The organism is Brevundimonas sp. UYEF29 (assembly GCF_040546195.1).
GTDB lineage: Bacteria > Pseudomonadota > Alphaproteobacteria > Caulobacterales > Caulobacteraceae > Brevundimonas > Brevundimonas huaxiensis.
The window spans coordinates 271429-291360 of the sequence record NZ_JBEPNH010000002.1 but is presented as its reverse complement, the minus strand read 5'-3'; the positions used below and the strand labels follow the sequence as shown (position 1 = coordinate 291360).

The window sequence follows — 19932 nt, the reverse complement described above, 5'->3', positions numbered from 1 at the left end:
AGCCCCCTTGAAGAAAGCTTCGTAAGCTTCGCTTACGAAGCGTAGTATTCGACGACCAGGTTCGGTTCCATCTTCACGGCGTACGGCACGTCCGACAGTTCCGGCACGCGGACGTAGCGAACCGAGAACGAACGGTCCGACAATTCCAGGTAATCCGGCACGTCGCGTTCCGACGACTGCTGGGCTTCGAGCACCAGCGCCATGTTGCGCGACTTTTCCTTCACGGTGACGACGTCTTCCGGCTTCACGCGGTAGGAGGCGATGTCGACCTTCTTGCCGTTGACCAGGACGTGGCCGTGGCTGACGAACTGGCGGGCGGCCCAGACGGTCGGGACGAACTTGGCGCGGTAGACGATGGCGTCCAGGCGCGATTCCAGCAGACCGATCAGGTTTTCCGAGGTGTTGCCCTTGCGGCGGGCGGCCTCGTCATAGGTCTTGGCGAACTGCTTCTCGGTGATGTTGCCGTAGTAGCCCTTCAGCTTCTGCTTGGCCTTCAGTTGCAGACCGAAGTCCGAAACCTTGGACTTGCGACGCTGGCCGTGCTGGCCGGGACCATAAGAACGCTTGTTGACCGGCGACTTGGAGCGGCCCCACAGGTTCTCACCCATGGCCCGGTCGATCTTGTACTTGGCGCTGTGGCGCTTGGACATTCTATTCTCTTTTCGACGATACGGCCCGGCATCCCCTGGATTGGGAATGCGATCTCAACGGCGGTCCACGCATCTTCCGTCATTCATCCCGGCCCCGCCGAAGCGGACCCATGGAAGGCGGCGCTTATGGCCAGCGAGGGCGGCGGAGTCAAGCACGGCGGGCCGTTAAGCACGATGGAATGGAACGATCCCGTCGCCCCGCCCTTCCTTCGATGCAACCAAACCACGCATGAGGACAAGGAGGAGTGGAATGCAGACCGAACCCAAAAGCTTTCAGACCGGCCTGTCCGACGAGGCCATGCAGACGCTGAAGACGCAGCTGGTCGATCTGGTCGAGCCTTTGAGCGACCACCAGCTGCTGGATCTCGCCGACGGCATCCATGAGATGCTGCGCCAGCGCCGCATGGTCCGCCAGCACCATGCCGAGCGCATGAACGCGCGCACCCGGCACGGCGTGGACCTTCGCATCTAGTCCTTCGCAGACTGCGCTTCTGAGATGAACATGGCGCGGCCTTCGCGGGTCGCCACCTTGCCCAGGCCCGGGAACGGGAAGTGATAGGCGTAGATGTGGGCGCCGGAGTTGCGCAGCGCCGTCACCTCGTCCAGCCGCGCCTTCAGGCCTGCCGCCTGATCGTCGTCATAGCCGACCTTCCAGTCCGGATGTTCAACCGACAGAATCCAGTGATGCATCAGGTCGCCGGTGTAGAGCAGCTGGTTCTGGCCGTCGGCGATCAGATAGGCGACGTGCCCCGGCGTATGTCCGGCCGTGTCCTGAGACTGGACGCCCGGCGCGACCTCGCCGCCCGGCTCGAAGGCTTGGACCTTGGGGGTGATGATCCGCACCAGATCGGCAAGCTCAGGATTGGCGCGGATGGATGCCCATTCCGCCTGTGACATCCGGATCGCCGCATTGGGGAAGGCCAGGCCGCCATTGCGGATCAGGCCGCCGACGTGGTCCGGGTGGCCGTGCGAGATAAGCACGTCGGTGATCGAGGCCGGATCGACGCCCGCCTTTTGCAGGCTATCCATCAACTGGCCCTTGCCCTCGCCCAGGCCCGTGTCGAACAGCATCGTGCGGGCGCCGTTCCGGACCAGAAGCGGATGGATCTCCAGCATGATCGGATCGGCCGGCTGTCCGGCGGCGGTGAGCGGCGCGGCGACCGCCTGCGGCGTCAGGCCGACGCCGAAGGTCTGGTTGTCGTTCTTGACCGGGTTTTCGCCGTCGAACAGGGCGATGGCGTCCAACGCGCCGATCTTGAAGCGATAGACGGGCTTCTCGGCCGGGGCGGCGACGGGCTGGGTGGGATTGGGCGGAGCGGGATCGCCGGGCTTCTGCCCGTTCGCCTGAGGGTTACAGGCCGCCAGCATCAGGGCCGCGAAAGCAGCCCCCGTCATCATCATCCGCATCGCTTCGATCTCCGTTTGCGATGACGCAATCGAAAACGCCCGCCGGAGGTTCCGGCGGGCGTCGTCATCTCTCGATCTCTGGGCTGGACCGGCCTTATTTGGCGGCGGCGTAGAGTTCGTTGACCTTGTTCCAGTTCACCACCGTCCAGAACGACTTCAGATAGTCGGCGCGGCGGTTCTGATATTTCAGATAGTAGGCGTGCTCCCACACGTCGGCGCCCAGGATGACCTCGCCGCGCTCGTCCACGACGTCCATCAGCGGATTGTCCTGGTTCGGGGTCGAGGTGATCTTCAGCTTGCCGTTCTGCACGATCAGCCAGGCCCAGCCCGAACCGAACTGCGCGGCGCCGGCGGCGTTGAAGTCTTCCTTGAACTTGTCCATGCCGCCCAGATCGGCGTCGATGGCGGCCTTCAGCTCGGCCGAGGGCTCACCCGCCTGATCGGCCGGGGCCAACAGTTCCCAGAACAGGCTGTGGTTCCAGTGACCGCCGCCGTTGTTGCGCACGGCCTTGGGCGCGGTGGAGATGCTGGTGAAGATTTCCTCCAGCGACTTGCCCTTTAGGTTTTCGTCGGCGTCGACGGCCTTGTTCAGGTTGTCGACATAGGTCTGGTGGTGCTTGTCGTGGTGGAAGGTCATCGTCTCCTTGTCGATGGCCGGCTCCAGCGCGTCATAGGCGTAGGGCAGCGGGGGCAGGGTGAAGGCCATGTCAGTCTCCTGAAGACGGGTTTGTTCCTGAACCCCATTTAGGGGCTATGGCGTATGACCCAAGCGATTTCGTCGCGTTTTTGTTCAGCTTTGCCATTTGCATTGACCCATGATGCGCGCGATTGTCCACCCGTCAATCGGAGGCTGTCATGTCGCGTATCGGATTAATCGCCCTGCTGGCGCTGGCCTTTTCAGGAAGCGGTTGCGCCGGCTTCAAGGCGCTGGACGAGGCGGCGGCGGATATGGCTAGGCAAACGCCGACCTGCACCCAAGACCCCGCGATCGGCGCGGACAATTATGGCGGTAAGACCTGCCGCGTCAGTCACACGGTTTGGTCTTCGACGACGACGACCGTCGAGGAGACTGGCAAGGCGCCCATCACCATCCGCACCGTCACGACGCCCTCGGGAAGCACGACCGAGCTTGTGCCGACGCCCTGACCAGACCAGGCTAGGCGGTTGGCAAGTTCGCCTTCAAGCAATCGCGAACGGCGCGCTTCACATCGCCCGGCGCATTGGGCTCGTCCACGCCCTCCGCCGCGAAGACGGCGCGCACGGCGGCGTCCAGCCCTTTGGGCAGGGCCTCGATCACCCGCTTCTGCCCCTTGGCATGCAGGCAATAACCCACCTCGCGGCAAAGGGCGGAAAACATCGGTTCGTAGGGATCAGAAGCGCTCATCCCGGCCCCTTAGCATCAGGGGAGCAGACGCGACAGCCAGTGCATCAGGTTTAGCACGAACTGCTGATCGTCATGACCGGCTGTGTTCAAACCCATGCGAACGGGCTCGCGATCCGGCTGTTCGGTAAAACGCACGACCTGGGCCGTGAGCATCCCCGCCTCTCCCAGCACGACGACCCGCCCCGCGCCAAAGCGCAAAGCCAGACCTTGCGCGGGTAAGGCGGGCCGCGACAGCTCGGCAAGGACGACGGCTGGATCCTGGCCGGCCCGAAACTGCGTTCGGATCGTTTGCAAGGCTCCGAGATCGGGAGCCTCTCGCGCATCTGCGCTCATCGCCAGCAATACCGTTGCGTCTGCCGGCCCCGACAGTGACTGCCCGGTGAAGCTCTTGACGACCTTCAAATGCTCGCTTTGATTGCGGCCCTCGATGATCGGATGATCCGCAAGCGCCGCGCTCGGAAAGACCAGATTGGCCGTAACGTCGTCGCCCACGGGCTGGAAGGCATAACCCGTCCCCATCGTCACCCCGAACTTGGCAGCCAGGGCTTCGGCGGCGGAACCATGGGGCGCGTGATCGGCGGCCAGAAGCAACGCCCCGCCCTGCTCCACCCATCGGCGGATCGCCTCGATCTCGGCGTCGTCAAAAGCCGAGGCGCGCGAGCCGTCCGCCGGTCGCGCCGGATTGGCGATGACCAACACCGCCACGCCATTAAGCGCGCCGGGCGCATCGAGCCGCTCCCGGCTGGCTTCGATCCGATATCCATCGGCCCGCAAAAGCGCGGCGAAGGCGGCATAACGACCTTCGATGGTCTGCTCGCTGCCGTGGCCCTGATCGACAAGCACGACAGGCCCATCCGTCGCATAAGCCGGCGAGGCCACCTTTGGCCGCCAATCCAGATCGCCGACCTGCTCTTGCGCCAAGGCCGGGCCTGCCAGCAGCAGGACTGCGACGGCGATCCAACCCCGGCGTCCCATCTGGCGCCTAGACCTTCAAGCGTTCGGCGTGGAAGGCGATGTGGTCGGCGATGAAGCTGGCCATGAAGAAGTAGGAGTGATCATAGCCGGGCTGCATCCGCAGGGTGATCTTCTGGCCGGCGGCGTCGGCGGCGGCTTTGAGAAGTTCCGGCTTCAGTTGGTCGGTCAGGAAGCTGTCGGCGTCGCCCTGGTCGATCAGGATGTCGTCATAGACGCCGCGCGCTGCGCCGGCGGCGATCCGCTTGGCGGCGTCGTGGCGGTCCCACGTCGCACGGTCGTCGCCCAGATAGGCGGTGAAGGCCTTTTCACCCCAGGCGCACCGGGTGGGCGAGCAGATCGGCGCGAAGGCGGAGACCGAACGGAAGAGGTCGGGATGGTTCAGCGCCAGCGTCAGGGCGCCGTGACCGCCCATCGAATGGCCGCTGATCGAGCGGACGCCCGTGGTCGCAAACTCGGCGTCGATCAGCGCGATCAGTTCCTCGGTGACGTAGGTCTCCATGCGGAAATGCGGCGCCCAGGGCGCCTGCGTCGCATCCAGATAGAAGCCCGCGCCTTGACCCAAATCATAGGCGGGATCGTCGGCGACGCCGTCTCCGCGCGGGCTGGTGTCCGGCGCCACGATGATGACGCCGTGGTCGGCGGCGGCCTGGTAGGCCCCCGCCTTGGTGGTGAAATTATCCTCGGTGCAGGTCAGGCCCGACAGCCAGATCAGCACCGGGAAAGGCCCCTCGCCCGCCGGCGTGAAGACCGACAGCGTCATCGGCGTGCCGGTCGCCGTGCTGTCGTGCTTCAGATAGCGCAGGGTCCCGCCGTGGACGGCGTGGGTCTTGGTGGTTTCCACTCAGTCGGTCTTTCGGTGCATGGCGCAGAGCTTGTTGCCGGAGGGATCGCGCAGATAGGCCAGGATCATGGGGCCGAAGGGGCCCTTGCGTTCGCCGGGCGGGTCCTCGATGGCGCGACCGCCGGCCGCGACGCCGGCGTCATGGAAGGCCTGGACCATCTCGGCCGTCTTGGCGTGAAAGCCGATGGTGCCGCCGTTGGCGTGGCAGGCCGGCTCGCCGTCGATCGGCGCGCCGATCGCAAAGGCGCCCATGCGGGTGCGCCACCAGTAACGGCCCCTGGGGTCCGGCCCCTGGCCCGGCTCGATGCCAAGGGCGCCGAGCGCGGCGTCATAGAACCGGCGTGACGCCTCGATGTCGTTGGCGCCGACGGTGACGTGGGTGAACATGGTCAGACCTCCCTCTTCCAGTCCGTTTTCTTAAACAACGAACCCGGCGACGCGCAAGGCGTCAGAACACCACGACCGAGCGGATGCTCTTGCCCTCATGCATCAGGTCGAAGGCCTTGTTGATGTCGTCCAGGGCGAAGGTGTGGGTGATCATGGGGTCGATCTCGATCTTGCCGTCCATGTACCAGTCGACGATCTTGGGCGTGTCGGTGCGGCCGCGCGCGCCGCCGAAGGCCGAACCGCGCCAGACGCGGCCGGTCACCAGTTGGAACGGGCGGGTGGCGATCTCCTTGCCGGATTCGGCGACCCCGATGACGACGCTCTCGCCCCAGCCGCGGTGGCAGGCCTCCAGCGCCTGACGCATGACGACGGTGTTGCCGGTGCAGTCGAAGGTGTAGTCCGCGCCGCCGTCGGTCAGCTGGACCAGATGGGCCACCACGTCCGGCACATCCTTGGGATTGACGAAATGGGTCATGCCGAAACGACGGCCCCATTCTTCCTTGTCGCCATTGATGTCCACGCCGACGATCATGTCGGCGCCGACCATCTTCAGCCCCTGGATGACGTTCAGCCCGATGCCGCCCAGGCCGAAGACGACGCAGTTGGCGCCCGGCTCGACCTTGGCCGTGTTGACCACCGCGCCGACGCCCGTGGTCACGCCGCAGCCGACGTAGCAGGCCTTGTCGAAGGGCGCGTCCTTGCGGATCTTCGCCACCGCGATCTCGGGCAGGACGGTGTAGTTCGAGAAGGTCGAGCAGCCCATATAGTGGGCGATGGCCTGACCCTTGTAGGAAAAGCGGCTGGTGCCGTCGGGCATGACGCCCTTGCCCTGGGTGCCGCGAATGGCGGTGCAAAGGTTGGTCTTGCGGCTCAGGCACGACTTACACTGGCGGCATTCCGGCGTGTACAGCGGGATGACGTGATCGCCGACCGCGACCGAGGTCACGCCCGGCCCCACCTCGACCACCACGCCCGCGCCCTCGTGCCCCAGGATCGAAGGAAAGACGCCCTCGGAGTCCAGGCCGTCCAGCGTATAGGCGTCGGTGTGGCAGATACCGGTGGCCTTGATCTCGATCAGCACCTCGCCGGCGCGCGGCCCCTCCAGATCGACCTCGACGATCTCCAACGGACGTTTGGCCTCGAAGGCGACGGCGGCGCGGGTTTTCATGGCGGGGGCTCCTTAGTTTGACGCCTGTGTGTCACGAGCGGCGCGGCAAGCGCTAGTCCGTGCTGGAATGCATGACGATTTTTCGCATCCGTCCGCAGACCGGGCGCCATCGAGACACACGACAGACTTGCATCACCCACTCGCTCCAATAGTCTGGGCCGGCAACGAAGAGACACCGATTATGCTGGCCTGGTTCCTTGCAGCCGCCCTGAGCTTGACCGATCTATCGCCTGCCGTCGAAGCGGCGCTTCGTCCCCTGACGGAGGCGATTGCGAGCGCGCGAGCCAAACAGGCGGCGTTGCCCGACAACCCTTCGCCGCGCGAACAGTTGGAGCTGGCGCTGGCCCTGGATCAGGAACCCCTCAAGGCGATGCACAGCGTTGATCTCTCCACCCTTTCGGAGGCGGATCGACGGACCGCGCGTGCTGCGGCCGAAGCGCGGCTCGACGCTCTCAGTGAAGAGACCGTCGCCACCGTCTTGTCACTCGTTTCAGCGGAAGGTTGGTTCTCCAACGCCGTCTACGGCCAGGATGCGGCGACTGGAGCCTTTCTGGTCATCCAACATGCCGACACCGCATTACAGAAGCGCTTCCTGCCCGCCCTGCAAGCGATGGCTGACCATGGCGACGCGCTGAAGTGGCAGTACGCGATGATGTACGACCGCATTGCGGTCGCCGAAAATCGCCCGCAGCGCTATGGCACCCAGATGCAATGCGTCGCCGGTCGCATGGTCCCCGCCCCGACGGAAGACCCGGAACGGCTGGAACAACGCCGCGCGCCAATGGGGTTCCGCTGGCCCGACTATAACGCTTATCTGGCGAACTTCGGCGCTTGCTGAATGCCGAATAGAGCTGGCACACAGTCAGATCATGAACCTCGTCGTCCTGACCGGGGCCGGCATATCGGCCGAGAGCGGCGTGCCGACGTTTCGGGCGTCGGACGGGCTGTGGTGCGGGCATCGGGTGGAGGATGTGGCGACGCCGGAAGGCTATGCGGCCGATCCGGCGCTGGTGCAGGACTTCTATAATCAGCGGCGGCGGCAGTTGGCTGAGGTCCAGCCCAATGCGGCGCACCGGGCGCTGGCCGATCTGGCGGCGCGGTGGGAAGGCGACTTCCTGCTGGTGACGCAGAACGTCGATGATCTGCACGACCGGGCGCATGAAGCGACGCCGCCGGCCGCCGGGTTCGAGCTGATCCATATGCACGGCGAACTGCTGAAAGGCCGCTGCACACGGTCGGGCATGGTGATGGACTGGGCCGGGGACATGGCGGCGGACGAGGCCTCGCCGCATCATCCCGACGGCCTCATGCGGCCGCACATCGTCTGGTTCGGGGAGATGCCGCTTCAGATGGAGCGGATCGAGCGGGCCCTGGAGCGGTGCGACCTGTTCGTGTCCATCGGCACCTCGGGCGCGGTCTATCCGGCGGCTGGGTTCGTGCAGGCGGCGCGGTATGCCGGGGCGCGGACGGTCGAGATCAACGTGGAGCCGACGTCGGGGGCACGCCTGTTTGACGAAGGCGTTTACGGGCTGGCGACGCAGGCCGTGCCGGCCTTCTTCGACACGCTGTAGAGACGAAAACGGCGGCCGCTGCGAAGGCGGCCGCCGTTCCGGCGTTCGAGGTCGAGGCGGCTTAGGCCAGGACGACGATGGTTACGCGGCGGTTCTGCGAACGGCCCTCGGGCGTGTCGTTCGAGGCCACCGGCTGTTCCTGGCCATAGGAGATGGTGGCCATGCGGTTCAGGGCGACGCCCTGGCGGTTCAGGAAGCGACGCACGGCCTCGGCGCGTTGCTCGCCGAGCTGGTCGTTATGCTCGGGCGTGCCGGTCGAGTCGGTGTAGCCCTGGATTTCCAGATAGACGTTCTTGTTCTCGCCCTGCAGACGCTGGGCGAACTGGGCCAGGCGCTGCTCGGCCTCGGGCGACAGGGCCGCCGCGTCGGTGGGGAATTTCACGGAATCGTCCGACAGCACGACCTGATAGAGGAACTTGCCCTCGGCCAGTTTGTGCGCGTCGTTGGCGCGTTGCAGGGCCTGGCCTGCGGTGCCTTCGACGGTGGTCACGCGGTTGTCGACGACTTCGACCTGATCACGCACGAAACGATGGCTGGCGCAGCCGCTGGCCGCAAAGCCGAGGGCGATGAGGGCGCCGCCGACGACCGCCGTCCTGAGTTTCGATCTGCTCAAGTTCTGTCTCCTTCTTGCCGGGAGCGCCACACCCAGTTCATGCGCAAGATGAAAATGGCGTATGAGACAAGGCGGAGTAATGACGCGCTTTGGGCGGCATCGTGTCAGCTTGACCATAAGCAGACCGAATATTCGCGTTATTCTTGCATGAGCATGGAACCACCGCCTCAGTGAAGACGTTGCGCCGCCGACGGCCGATGCCGGAGGGCGGACACGCTCATCTATCGCCGCCCTGCGCAGTCGCACGGTTGTATTCACGCCGACGCCACTTTCCTGACGCGACCGAATGTTTTCAACGGGGCCTGTTGGTTTTTTACAGGCGTTTTGTCCCGATGACCATGCGGCGGCGTGTTCAACTCCCATCACGGATCGGCGATTGAGCGCGGCGCGCACACGGCGCTGGGCGCTGGCGGCGACGCCGATCCTGGCCGCGCATCTGGGGCTGGCGCTGCTGATGCGCGGCGGTGCGGAGCCGATCGTCGAGGCGCCGCAGTCGTCGCCGATGATGGTCGAACTGGTCGAGCCGCCCCCGCCGCCTCCCCCGCCCGCGCGCGTGATCGCGCCCGATCCCTCGCCCAAGCCCGACGCGCCGGCCGCCGCCGCCCAGGCGGCCGCGCCGCCCAAACCTGCGCCCCAGCGGCGACCGCCGGCCGTGGCGGCGGCGCGACCGCGACTGGTGGTCAGCAAACGTCCGCCCGACGTCGAACCCCTGCCCGCCGCGCCCGCCCCGCCGGGCCCGCCCCTGCCCCTGCTGGGCGCAGCGCAGATCGCGGGCGCCATGACGGTCGGCGCAGGTCCGGGCGGCGGCGGCGGAACGGGCGGCGACGGATCGGGCGGCTCTGGCGGGACCGGCGCGGGATCAGGCTCGGGCGGGGGTTCCTGCGACATGGTGCGCTGGGTTCAGGACGCCGTGCGTGACGACCAGGCCGTGCGCCGCGCCGTCATCGCCGCGGCTCAGGACATGGACGCGAACGGACGCGCCATCCTGGTCTGGAACGGCGACTGGCTGCAAAGCCGCAACCAGGCGGGCAAGGGTCTGGCCGGGGTGCGCCAGGCCATCGCCCTGGAGGTCGCCTTCGCCCCGGCCGAGTGCAAGAGCCAGCGCATGACGGGCCTGGCGGTCCTGAAGCTGGAAGACCGCCCCGGCGGCGCGCAACTGGCCCTGGGCAAGGGCAGCTGGCGCTGGTCGGACCTGCTGGGTGCAGGCTGATACCCCAAACGTCCATTCAGACGGTCGCCTGCAAAAACACCGTCTAATTCGTCTAATTCGTCTGATTTTTCCCTCCCAGACCGTGCGATGCGTTTTGTGCGGACGAACCGAGACAGGATCGCACGGCTTGGAAGCGTGGGCAGGAAGATGATATTGGCGGGCGATAAGGGATTGAAACAACTAGGCTGACTTCACGCGAATAGGATGGCTGGCCCCATCCCTTCGTCATCCTGCGGCGGGCAGAGCGAAACTGGAGGACGACAAAAGAATGAAGGGCGCGCGGTTGCGCTCCCCTCCTCGGACACGCACCTAGCCTGCCATGCCCGTCTCTCCCGACTATCGCCCCGAACCGCGCTTCTTTGATTTGGGCGCGGACTATGCCGATGCGGTTCAGGCCGCGGATTTTCCGCAGACGATCCTGCGGTTTCGCAATGACCGCGCGGCGGCCGAGGTCGGGCTGGAGGGGCTGAGCGAGGCAGAATGGATCGCAGCGTTCGGCCGGTTCGAGCCGTTGCCGGGACAGCCCGGTCCGATCGCCATGCGCTATCACGGGCATCAGTTCCGACACTACAATCCCGATCTGGGCGACGGGCGCGGGTTTCTGGCGGCGCAGATGCGCGCTCAAGCAACGAGCGACCGCGTCGCGAGTGATAGCGCTCAAGGCCGGCTGCTCGACCTGGGCACCAAAGGCTCTGGCCAGACGCCCTGGTCGCGGGACGGCGATGGGCGGCTGACGCTGAAGGGCGGGGTGCGCGAGGTTCTGGCGGCGACGATGCTGGAGGGGCAAGGCGTCCCGACCAGCCGCGCCTTTTCGCTGATCGAAACCGGCGAGGCGCTGGAGCGGGGGGACGAACCGTCGCCGACGCGGTCGGCCGTTCTGGTGCGGCTGTCGCACAGCCATGTGCGGTTCGGGACGTTCCAACGCGCGGCCTATCTGGGACGCAAGGATCAGATCGAGGCGCTGATCGAACACGTGCGCAACCTGTATCATCCGGACGTCGCCGCCGGCGACGCGCCCGGTCTGCTGGCCGCAATCGTCCAGGCCTCGGCGAAGCTGACCGCCCGCTGGATCGCGGCGGGCTTCGTACACGGGGTGCTGAACACCGACAATCTGAACGTCACGGGCGAGAGCTTCGACTATGGCCCGTGGCGGTTCCTGCCCGAATACGACCCTGCCTTCACCGCCGCCCATTTCGACCAGACGGGCCTTTACGCCTTCGCGCGTCAGCCCGAGGCGGTGTTCTGGAACCTGACGCAGCTGGCCGGGTGTCTGAAACTGGTCGCCGATGCCGAGCCCCAAATCCTGAAATTGACGGATGCGCTGAACGGCTTCGGTCCCGCCTATATTCGTGAACTGCGGGCCGCCTTCTTGATGCGGCTGGGCGTCCACAGCCTGGGCGAGGCGGCGGATCAGCGGCTGGTCGATACGACCCTGGCCCTGCTGCGAGAGGGCGCCGCGGCCCTTCAGTGGGAGCCGCTGTTCTTCGACTGGTTCGGCGGCTTCGCCTCCTCGGCCCGCGCGCTGTCGGGACCGCGCGCGAAACTCTATCAGGGCGAGGCCTTCGACGCCTTCCGCTTTGCTTTGATGGAGCACGAACCGGACCGGATCGAACGGCTGGAACATCCGATGTTCGCCGCGCGCGAACCGGAAGAGATGCTGATCGGCGAGGTCGAGGCGATCTGGGCCGCCATAGCCGACGCCGACGACTGGGCGCCCTTCCAGGCCAAGCTGGATCGGCTGGAGGCGGCGCGTCTGGCCTGGGGCTTTACGGCCTGACACCAAACCTTACGAAAGCTTCATCTCGTTTATCGATAATTTTCTTGCCCGTTTATCGATAAATCCATATCGATAGTCACCAAGGCGGTCGCGTAGGGCGACCCGAAGGGAAGGGCTTTCGAGATGAAACTGATCGGCAAATATTCAATCGCAAGCGCCCTGCGCTGGTGCCTGGGGTTCGCAAACGTCTTTGTCATGCTGGCGACGATCGTCATGGCGATCTGTTTGCTGGGCAGCGTCATATCGCCGGACTTCGCAGCAGGCTTCATCGACGGAATGAAGGATCTGGACAGCAGCACGGCCCGCGACCTGCACTGGCCGGAGCGTCTGACGCTGTTGGGCGCCTTCCTGGCCTGCGGCTTCACCTGGTGGATCATCAATCGGCTGCGGCGCATCCTGCTGTCGGTCAATCAGGGCGACGCCTTCGAGTTCGCCAACGTCAAACGGCTGCAAGGCGTGGGTCTGGGCCTGATCGGCATTCAGCTGACGGCGCTGCTGCTGGTCTTCGTCGCCCCGCAGAGCATCGGCCAGTCGCCGTCCGACTATGACTTCGACCTGGGGTCCTGGCTGGGCATTCTGGTGGTCTTCATCCTGGCCGAGGTGTTCCGACAGGGGTCGGCCATGCGCGACGAACAGCTGACCACGGTCTGAGGAGCGCGCGCCATGATCATGATCCAACTGGACCGGCTGCTGCTCGAACGCAGGATGTCCCTGACCGAACTGTCCGACCGCGTCGGCGTCACCCTGGCCAATCTGTCGATCCTGAAGACCGGCAAGGCCCGCGCGGTGCGCTTCTCCACCCTGGACGCCCTTTGCCGCGAACTGGACTGCCAGCCCGGCGACCTGATCGTCCAGACGCCGGGACCGCAGCCCGAAGACTGAAATTGCGCGTTTCAAATCCTTGTGGGGCATTGGGAATCGGCCCAATGCCCCGGCCCGTAACAGAAAGTCATCAGCCGATGTCATCAGTTGATGTCATCGCATGATGACAACCGTCTGAAGCGCCGCTATGTAAGCTTCAGCGAACGGCCTTTGGGAACGCCCCGAGACTGGATCGTAGCCGTTCATGACATTCAGACGTTTTCCCCGATGACCACCTCGACCTTAACCACCGCGCCGTCGCGCAACAGCGCCGCCTACGCCAACATCGCCCTTTGGACGCTGCAGGGCTGGGTCGCGATGTTCTTCATCGCCGCCGGCTACGCCAAGCTGACCGAGCCGATGACCAACCTGATCAATCTGATGGGCTGGCCCGCCGTGGCGCCCGAGAACATGGTGCGCGGCCTGGGCGTGGTCGAGATCGTTCTGGCCATGGGCGTGTTGAGCCCGCTGATCTCGTGGCGGGTGGGTCGCCCGCTGCTGCTGACGGCGACGGTCGGCCTGATCGTCATGGAAGCGACCATGATGACGATCCACGCGCTGAGCCAGGACTTCGGTCTAGCGGCGGTCAACGCCATCCTGCTGGCCATCACCGTCCCGGTGCTGGTGGGCCGCCGCAGGGCCTGATTGCTGCTGGGCCTGATTGAAAGAGATCGAACGCCGGACCCCTCTCCCCCCTGCAGTCCGGCGTTTGCGCCCGGAGCTTCCCCCCAGGCTCCGGGCTTTTTCATGCCTGATCGTCAGCAAGAGAGAAAAGCTTACCCTTACGTGCGCGTAAGCCTCTTCCCTTTACGCGCACGTCAAGTTATGACGGCGTATGGCCACCGCCGACGACCACCGCACCTATTCCATTCGCCAACTGTGCCGCGAGTTCGGCGCCACGGCGCGCGCCCTTCGATTCTATGAGGACAAGGGCCTGCTGACGCCCGCGCGCAAGGGCCAGACCCGCGTCTATGACGCGCGCGACCGCGCCCGGCTGAAACTGATCCTCAGGGGCCGCCGCATCGGCTTCACCCTTCAGGAGATCCAGGACATGATGGATCTCTATGATCAGAAGGATCACAACGTCCACCAGATGGCCGTGGCCCTGGTGCGGCACCGCGCCCAGATCGCGGCGCTGAAACAGCAGCTGGAAGATATCGAAGGCGCCATCGAGACAGCCGAACAGGCCTGCGCCTGGATGGAATCCAAACTGTCCGAACACCGCCCCGACCTGCTGCCGGGCGCCGAAGACTATGAGAAGCTGCTGCGCGCGCGTCTCAACCACGACCACCACCACCCCTTCAAAGCAAGAGCTTAATCCATGGCCTACAAGGCGCCTGTCCGCGACTTCACCTTCATCCTGAATGAAGTGCTGGAGATCGACCGCTACACCAACCAGCCGGGCTTCCAGGACGTCTCTTCGGATCTGGTCAGCCAGATTCTGGAAGAAGGCGCCAAGTTCGCCGAGGAGGTCATCGCCCCGATCAACAATCCGGGCGACAAGGAGGGTTGCCACTGGGCCGAAGGCGGCGTGGTGACCGGACCCAAGGGCTGGAAGGAAGCCTATAAGGCCATGTCCGAAGCCGGCTGGATGGCGCTGGCCGCCGACCCGGCGTACGGCGGTCAGGGCATGCCCAGCGTGGTGGCTTCGGCCTTCGGTCAGATGACGGCTGGCGCCTCGGCCGCCTTTTCGATGTATCCGGGCCTGACCGCCGGCGCCTATGCCGGCATCCACGCCAATGCCTCCGAAGAGCTGAAGCAGAAATACCTGCCCAAGATGGCGACCGGCGAATGGTCGGGCACGATGAACCTGACCGAGCCGCAGTGCGGCACGGACCTGGGCATGGTGCGCACCAAGGCCGTGCCGAACGGCGACGGCTCCTATTCGATCACCGGCCAGAAGATCTGGATTTCGGCTGGCGAGCACGACTTCGCCGACAACATCATCCACACGGTGCTGGCCCGCGTCGAAGGCGCGGTTCCGGGCATCAAGGGCCTGTCGCTGTTCGTCGTGCCCAAGTTCCTGGTCAATGACGACGGCTCTCTGGGCGAGCGCAACAGCCTGGAATGCGCCGGCCTCGAGCACAAGATGGGCATCCACGGCAACGCCACCGCCGTCATGCAATATGACGGCGCCAAGGGCTGGCTGATCGGCGAAGAAGGCCGCGGCATGAACAATATGTTCGTGGTGATGAACGAGGCCCGCCTCGGCACCGGCCTGCAAGGTCTGGCCATCGGCACCGCCGCCTATCAGGCCGCCGTCGAGTTCGCCAAGGACCGCCTGCAAGGCCGCAGCCTGACCGGACCGAAAAACCCGGACGGCCCGGCCGACAGCATCATGGTCCATCCCGACGTGCGCCGCATGCTGCTGGAATCCAAGGCCTTCGTCGAAGGCGGCCAGGCCTTCATCCTGTGGACCGCGCTTCACGCCGATCTGGAGAAGTCCGAGGACGCCGCCGTGGCCCAGAAGGCCAAGGATTACATGGGCCTGCTGACGCCGGTGCTGAAGGCCTATCTGACCGACAAGGGCTTCCACGTCGCCTCGCTGGGCATGCAGGTGCATGGCGGTTCGGGCTACACCGAACACTTCACCGCCTCGCAGTATCTCCGCGACGCCCGCATCACCATGATCTACGAGGGCACCAACGGCATTCAGGCGCTGGATCTGGTGGGCCGCAAACTGCCCGCCAATGGCGGCCGCGCCATCATGACCTGGTTCGGCGAGATCGACGCCTTCGTCGCCGAGAACAGCGGCAATGAAGCGATCAAGCCCTTCGTCGACGGCCTAGCCGATGTGAAGGCCAAGCTGCAGGACGGCACCATGTGGCTGATGCAGAACGGCATGGCCAACCCCGACAACGCCGGCGCCGCATCGACGGACTATCTGAACGTCTTCGGCCTGACGGCGCTGGCCTATATGTGGGCGCAGATGGCCAAGGTGGCCCAAGCGCAGGTCGAGGCCGGTTCGACCGACCCCTACTACGCCAACAAGCTTCAGACCGGCCGCTACTTCGTCGAGCGCATCCTGCCCGACGCCGAAGCCCATCTGAAGAAGATGAAGACCGGCGCCGACGTGCTGATGGCCATGCCGGCCGAGGCGTTCTGATCTCAGACTGACGACGAAACGGGTCGGCGATCTCGCCGGCCCGTTTTTCTTATCAACCAGACGGGCAAAAGCCCGCGAACCTCAGGGACGAAACCGATGAACGTGCTGGGCAGCCCCGATCCCGAATTCATGCGTGAAGAAGAGATCACCCTCTTCTCCGACAGCGTCGGCAAATGGATCGACGAGCACGCGCCTCTCGAAAAGGTGCAGCAATGGATCGCCGACTCCTCGGTGCCGCGCCAGCTGTGGAACGACGCGGGCGAGGCGGGTCTCTTGGGTCTGTCGCTGCCGGAAGAGGACGGCGGTTTCGGCGGCGACTATCGGCACGAGGTCGTCTTGATGCGTCAGCTGGGCTGGAAGGGCGCGGACCACTTCGGCATTTCGCTGCACAATGCGATCGTCATGCCCTACATCTGGCATTACGGCACCGAGGAACAGAAGCAGCGCTGGCTGCCACGCCTGCAATCGGGCGAACTGGTCGGCGCCATCGCCATGACCGAACCGGGCGCCGGCTCGGACCTGCAAGGCGTCAAGACCACGGCGGTCAAGTCGGGCAACGGCTATGTCGTCAACGGCTCCAAGACCTTCATCACCAACGGCCAGCTGGCCAACTTCCTGATCGTGGTCGCCAAGACCGATCCGGCCGAGGGCGCCAAGGGCACCTCGCTGATCGTGGTCGAGACCGATGGCGCGGAAGGGTTCGAACGCGGTCGCAACCTGCACAAGATCGGCATGGAGGCCAACGACACCTCCGAACTGTTCTTCAACGACGTGAAGGTCCCCGGCGACAACATCATCGGCGGGACCGAGGGCCAGGGCTTCGTCCAGCTGATGCAGCAGCTGCCCCAGGAGCGGCTGAACATCGCTGTCCAGGGCGTCGCCGCCGCCGAGCGCGGGCTTGAGGCGACGCTGGCCTACGTCAAGGAGCGCAAGGCCTTCGGCAAGCGCGTCATCGACTTCCAGAACACCCAGTTCAAACTGGCCGAGGTCAAGACCAAACTGACCGTCGCCAAGGTCTTCACCGACCACTGCATCGGCCTGCATCTGCAGGGCAAACTGGACGCGGCCACCGCCTCCATGGCCAAATACTGGGTCACCGACATCCAGGGCGAGACCATCGACGAGATGCTCCAGCTGCACGGCGGCTATGGCTATATGAACGAATATCCGATCGCCCAGCTGTACAAGGACGCCCGCGTCCAGCGCATCTACGGCGGCACCAATGAGATCATGAAACTGCTGATCGCGCGGACGCTGTGACAGCCCGCTTGCCCAAATGTACAGAGTTCTGTACATTTGGGCCATGAATGCGATGTCCGTCACCGAACTGCGCAAGAATCTCGCCGCGGCCATCGACCGGGTGACAGCGGATCATGACTACACCATCATCACGCGCGAAGGCGGAAAGCCGGCGGCGGTGCTGATGTCGTTGGAGGACTTCGCGTCCTGGCAGGAGACGGAGTATCTGCTGCGCAGCCCGGCGAACGCCGCGCGGTTGCGTGAGGCGATCACCGAACTCGACGCGGGCGGCGGTCAGGTTCGCGAACTGATCGAAGGATGAAGCTGACCTTCCAGACCTACGGGTGGGAGGATTACCTTCACTGGCAAGACCATGATCGTAAGATGCTGCGAAAGCTCAATCGGCTGATCATGGAATGCCAGCGGACGCCTTTTTCCGGGACTGGAAAGCCAGAGCCGTTAAAGGGCAATTTTGCGGGATGGTGGTCGCGGCGCATCGACCAGGAACATCGGCTCGTCTATCGCGTGACCGACGATGCGCTTTTGATCGCCCAATGCCGCTATCACTACGACCGATGATCCGACTTCACGTTACATCGCCGCTCGCTGCCGCCGCTCCCGTCGCGCCCACGCTGGACCAGTCGCGCTATCTGACCCAGGTCATGCGTCTGAAGGCAGGGGACGATCTGCTGGTGTTCAACGGGCGCGACGGGGAGTGGCGCTGCACGGTCGCCGAAGTGCTGAAGAAGGGCGTGATCCTGCGCGCCGAGGAACAGGTGCGACCCCAGGCCTTCGGCCCCGATCTGGAACTGATCGTTGCGGTGGTGAAGAAGGCTCGCGTCGAGACCATTGTGGAGAAGGCCGTCGAATTGGGCGCGCGCCGGGTGCGGCTGGTCCTGACGAAACGCACCAACGCCGACCGCATCCGCCTGGACCGGCTGGACGCCATCGCCGAGGAAGCCGCCGAACAGACCGGGCGGATGGACGTGCCCGCCGTCGATGATCCGATCAAGCTGGACGCCCTGCTGGACGGCTGGGAAACCGGACGCCGGCTAATGTTCTGCGACGAGACGGGCGGGGCGCCCGCCGTCTCGTCCCTGCGCGACGCAGGCGAAGGCTCCTGGTCCATCCTGATCGGGCCGGAGGGTGGGTTCTCGCCGGAAGAGGGCGAGCGGCTGCGGTCCCTGCCCTTCACCACCGCCGTGTCGCTGGGTCCGCGCATCCTGCGCGCCGACACCGCCGCCATCGCCGCCATGACCCTGTGGCAGGCGGCCGTCGGTGATTGGGCGCGATAGAATACTCTGCTCGCCCCCTTGAGGAACTTGGCTTTAGCCGCCATCTAGCCGCGACAGCAGGGGTTACAGATGGCCGAGAACGCGCCGCTTTCCAGAGACGCTCTGATCGAGGCCATGTCCAAGGGGATCAAGCCCAAGGACCAGTGGCGCATCGGCGCCGAGCACGAGAAGTTCGGCTTCGACAAGACCACGCTGGCGCGCCCCGCCTATGACGGCCCGAACGGCATCAAGGCCATGCTGGAGGGGCTGCAACGCTTCGGCTGGTCGCCCGTCGCGGAAAACGGCTTCCTGATCGGACTGGAGCGCAGAAACAGCGAAGGCTTTGTCGCCTCCGTCAGCCTGGAGCCGGGCGGTCAGTTCGAGCTGTCCGGTGCGCCGCTTCTGACCATCCACGACATCTGCAACGAGACCGGCCAGCATCTGATGGAGGTCAAGCAGGTCGCCGACCAGATCGGCGTCGGCTTCCTGGGCGCCGGTTTCGACCCGCTGTGGACGCGCGAACAGGTGCCGGTCATGCCCAAGGGCCGCTACGACATCATGCGCACCTATATGCCCAAGGTCGGGACCCTGGGCCTGGACATGATGCTGCGCACCTGCACCATCCAGGCCAACCTCGACTTCGATTCCGAAGCCGACATGGTGATGAAGTTCCGCACCTCCCTGGCGCTTCAACCCATCGCCACCGCCCTGTTCGCCTGCTCGCCCTTCACCGAGGGCCGCCCCAACGGCTTCCTGTCGGCCCGGGCCAACGTCTGGACCGACACCGACGCCGACCGCACCGGCATGCTGGGCTTCGTGTTCGAGGACGGGTTCGGCTTCGAGCGCTACGCCGACTATGCGCTGGACACGCCGATGTATTTCGCCAAGCGCGACGGCCGTTACATCGACGCCTCGGGCCAGTCGTTCCGCGATTTCCAGGCCGGCAAACTGCCCGCCCTGCCCGGCCAATATCCGACGATCAAGGACTGGAACGACCACCTGACCACCCTCTTCCCCGAGGTGCGGCTGAAGGCCTATCTGGAAATGCGCGGCGCCGACGGCGGACCGTGGAGCCGGATCTGCGCCCTGCCCGCCCTGTGGGCCGGGGTTCTGTACGACGCGCCGTCGCTGGCCGCCGCCTGGGATCTGGTCAAGGACTGGGACATCGCCGATCACGAACGCCTGCGCCGCGACGTGACCCGGCTGGGTCTGAAGGCCGAGGTGGCGGGCCGGTCGGTGCGCGACATCGCCGTCGATCTCGTGAACATCGCCAAACAGGGGCTGAAGAACCGCGCCAAATTCTCGGGCGGCATGGTGGACGAGCGCGGCTATCTGTCGGAACTCGAAGACATCGCCGACAGCGGGATCACCCCGGCCGAGCGCCTGTTGGACCTGTATCACGGCGCCTGGCAGGGCGACGTGAAGCGCATCTACGCCGACTTCGCCTACTAGGGACGGCGGCTTCTCCA

The 19932-nt window shown here is 65.3% G+C and carries 25 protein-coding genes; 16 read left to right on the top strand and 9 right to left on the bottom strand.

Annotated elements, in window-relative coordinates; genetic code table 11:
* Positions 1-32: 32 nt before the first annotated feature.
* Positions 33-650: a 30S ribosomal protein S4 gene (gene rpsD, locus ABIB58_RS04420; protein ID WP_017504690.1), complete on the bottom strand. Its 618-nt coding sequence runs from the start codon at positions 648-650 to the stop codon at positions 33-35.
* Between the two features lie 250 nt (positions 651-900).
* Here rpsD and ABIB58_RS04415 point away from each other — a divergent pair, with 250 nt between their 5' ends.
* On the top strand, positions 901-1122 hold the full coding sequence (locus ABIB58_RS04415) for a hypothetical protein (RefSeq protein WP_354039280.1): 222 nt from the start codon (positions 901-903) through the stop codon (positions 1120-1122).
* On the opposite strand, the gene ABIB58_RS04410 is transcribed toward ABIB58_RS04415, so the two are convergent.
* Both ABIB58_RS04410 and ABIB58_RS04405 read right to left on the bottom strand, forming a co-directional pair.
* Entirely contained in the window at positions 1119-2057 is a 939-nt protein-coding gene (locus tag ABIB58_RS04410; protein ID WP_354039278.1) for an MBL fold metallo-hydrolase, read from the bottom strand. The two genes, ABIB58_RS04415 and ABIB58_RS04410, sit on opposite strands and share 4 nt — an antisense overlap.
* Before the next feature lie 94 nt (positions 2058-2151).
* Complete coding sequence (locus tag ABIB58_RS04405) at positions 2152-2763, bottom strand: superoxide dismutase (RefSeq protein WP_017504687.1); 612 nt, start codon at positions 2761-2763, stop codon at positions 2152-2154.
* Between the two features lie 149 nt (positions 2764-2912).
* On the opposite strand from ABIB58_RS04405, the gene ABIB58_RS04400 reads away from it, so the two are divergent.
* Entirely contained in the window at positions 2913-3203 is a 291-nt protein-coding gene (locus tag ABIB58_RS04400; RefSeq protein ID WP_045809800.1) for a hypothetical protein, read from the top strand.
* Positions 3204-3213: 10 nt separating this feature from the next.
* Here the strand turns inward: ABIB58_RS04400 and ABIB58_RS04395 are convergent, their stop codons facing one another.
* From ABIB58_RS04395 to ABIB58_RS04375, 5 genes are all read right to left on the bottom strand, one after another.
* Positions 3214-3441: a hypothetical protein gene (locus tag ABIB58_RS04395; RefSeq protein ID WP_045809799.1), complete on the bottom strand. Its 228-nt coding sequence runs from the start codon at positions 3439-3441 to the stop codon at positions 3214-3216.
* A 15-nt stretch (positions 3442-3456) separates the two neighbouring features.
* Positions 3457-4416 carry a DUF4350 domain-containing protein gene (locus ABIB58_RS04390; protein WP_045809798.1) on the bottom strand — a complete coding sequence of 320 codons (960 nt, stop codon included), beginning with the start codon at positions 4414-4416 and terminating at the stop codon, positions 3457-3459.
* A gap of 7 nt (positions 4417-4423) precedes the next feature.
* A complete protein-coding gene (gene fghA / locus ABIB58_RS04385; RefSeq protein ID WP_045809797.1) occupies positions 4424-5257 on the bottom strand; it encodes an S-formylglutathione hydrolase in 834 nt (277 codons plus the stop codon).
* Positions 5258-5644, bottom strand: a complete 387-nt coding sequence (locus tag ABIB58_RS04380; RefSeq protein ID WP_045809796.1) for a VOC family protein — start codon at positions 5642-5644, stop codon at positions 5258-5260.
* A gap of 61 nt (positions 5645-5705) precedes the next feature.
* A complete protein-coding gene (locus ABIB58_RS04375) occupies positions 5706-6812 on the bottom strand; it encodes an S-(hydroxymethyl)glutathione dehydrogenase/class III alcohol dehydrogenase (RefSeq protein ID WP_045809795.1) in 1107 nt (368 codons plus the stop codon).
* Positions 6813-6993: 181 nt separating this feature from the next.
* Here ABIB58_RS04375 and ABIB58_RS04370 point away from each other — a divergent pair, with 181 nt between their 5' ends.
* Together ABIB58_RS04370 and ABIB58_RS04365 are read left to right on the top strand one after the other, a co-directional pair.
* On the top strand, positions 6994-7650 hold the full coding sequence (locus ABIB58_RS04370; protein ID WP_052689458.1) for a DUF6624 domain-containing protein: 657 nt from the start codon (positions 6994-6996) through the stop codon (positions 7648-7650).
* Positions 7651-7681: 31 nt separating this feature from the next.
* Positions 7682-8383, top strand: a complete 702-nt coding sequence (locus tag ABIB58_RS04365) for an NAD-dependent deacylase (protein ID WP_045809794.1) — start codon at positions 7682-7684, stop codon at positions 8381-8383.
* 61 nt (positions 8384-8444) lie between these two features.
* On the opposite strand, the gene ABIB58_RS04360 is transcribed toward ABIB58_RS04365, so the two are convergent.
* Positions 8445-8996 (bottom strand): OmpA family protein, encoded by a 552-nt coding sequence (locus tag ABIB58_RS04360; protein ID WP_039244254.1) that lies wholly within the window; start codon positions 8994-8996, stop codon positions 8445-8447.
* A 376-nt stretch (positions 8997-9372) separates the two neighbouring features.
* Between ABIB58_RS04360 and ABIB58_RS04355 the strand changes: the two genes are divergently transcribed.
* The 12 genes from ABIB58_RS04355 to ABIB58_RS04300 all read left to right on the top strand — a co-directional run bounded on the left by ABIB58_RS04355 (position 9373) and on the right by ABIB58_RS04300 (position 19915).
* Positions 9373-10206, top strand: coding sequence for a hypothetical protein (locus ABIB58_RS04355; RefSeq protein WP_354039272.1), 834 nt, complete (start codon positions 9373-9375; stop codon positions 10204-10206).
* A 319-nt stretch (positions 10207-10525) separates the two neighbouring features.
* Positions 10526-11983 (top strand): protein adenylyltransferase SelO family protein, encoded by a 1458-nt coding sequence (locus ABIB58_RS04350; protein ID WP_354039270.1) that lies wholly within the window; start codon positions 10526-10528, stop codon positions 11981-11983.
* Positions 11984-12106: 123 nt separating this feature from the next.
* A complete protein-coding gene (locus ABIB58_RS04345) occupies positions 12107-12634 on the top strand; it encodes a DUF2975 domain-containing protein (protein WP_354039268.1) in 528 nt (175 codons plus the stop codon).
* A gap of 12 nt (positions 12635-12646) precedes the next feature.
* On the top strand, positions 12647-12865 hold the full coding sequence (locus ABIB58_RS04340; RefSeq protein WP_039244779.1) for a helix-turn-helix domain-containing protein: 219 nt from the start codon (positions 12647-12649) through the stop codon (positions 12863-12865).
* 207 nt (positions 12866-13072) lie between these two features.
* Positions 13073-13489 (top strand): DoxX family protein, encoded by a 417-nt coding sequence (locus ABIB58_RS04335; RefSeq protein ID WP_354039266.1) that lies wholly within the window; start codon positions 13073-13075, stop codon positions 13487-13489.
* A gap of 190 nt (positions 13490-13679) precedes the next feature.
* Complete coding sequence (locus ABIB58_RS04330) at positions 13680-14162, top strand: MerR family transcriptional regulator (protein ID WP_039244783.1); 483 nt, start codon at positions 13680-13682, stop codon at positions 14160-14162.
* Positions 14163-14165: 3 nt separating this feature from the next.
* Positions 14166-15950, top strand: a complete 1785-nt coding sequence (locus ABIB58_RS04325) for an acyl-CoA dehydrogenase C-terminal domain-containing protein (protein WP_354039263.1) — start codon at positions 14166-14168, stop codon at positions 15948-15950.
* A gap of 96 nt (positions 15951-16046) precedes the next feature.
* The gene (locus tag ABIB58_RS04320) at positions 16047-17210 is read left to right on the top strand and encodes an acyl-CoA dehydrogenase family protein (RefSeq protein ID WP_354039262.1); all 1164 of its coding nucleotides are present in this window, start codon (positions 16047-16049) and stop codon (positions 17208-17210) included.
* Between the two features lie 52 nt (positions 17211-17262).
* Entirely contained in the window at positions 17263-17511 is a 249-nt protein-coding gene (locus ABIB58_RS04315; protein ID WP_354039260.1) for a type II toxin-antitoxin system Phd/YefM family antitoxin, read from the top strand.
* Positions 17508-17768, top strand: coding sequence for a Txe/YoeB family addiction module toxin (locus tag ABIB58_RS04310; protein ID WP_354039258.1), 261 nt, complete (start codon positions 17508-17510; stop codon positions 17766-17768). The genes ABIB58_RS04315 and ABIB58_RS04310 overlap by 4 nt, the downstream gene beginning before the upstream one ends.
* On the top strand, positions 17765-18484 hold the full coding sequence (locus tag ABIB58_RS04305) for a 16S rRNA (uracil(1498)-N(3))-methyltransferase (protein WP_354039256.1): 720 nt from the start codon (positions 17765-17767) through the stop codon (positions 18482-18484). Before ABIB58_RS04310 ends, ABIB58_RS04305 begins: the two co-directional genes overlap by 4 nt.
* 69 nt (positions 18485-18553) lie before the next feature.
* A complete protein-coding gene (locus ABIB58_RS04300; RefSeq protein WP_354039254.1) occupies positions 18554-19915 on the top strand; it encodes a glutamate--cysteine ligase in 1362 nt (453 codons plus the stop codon).
* Positions 19916-19932 lie beyond the last annotated feature (17 nt).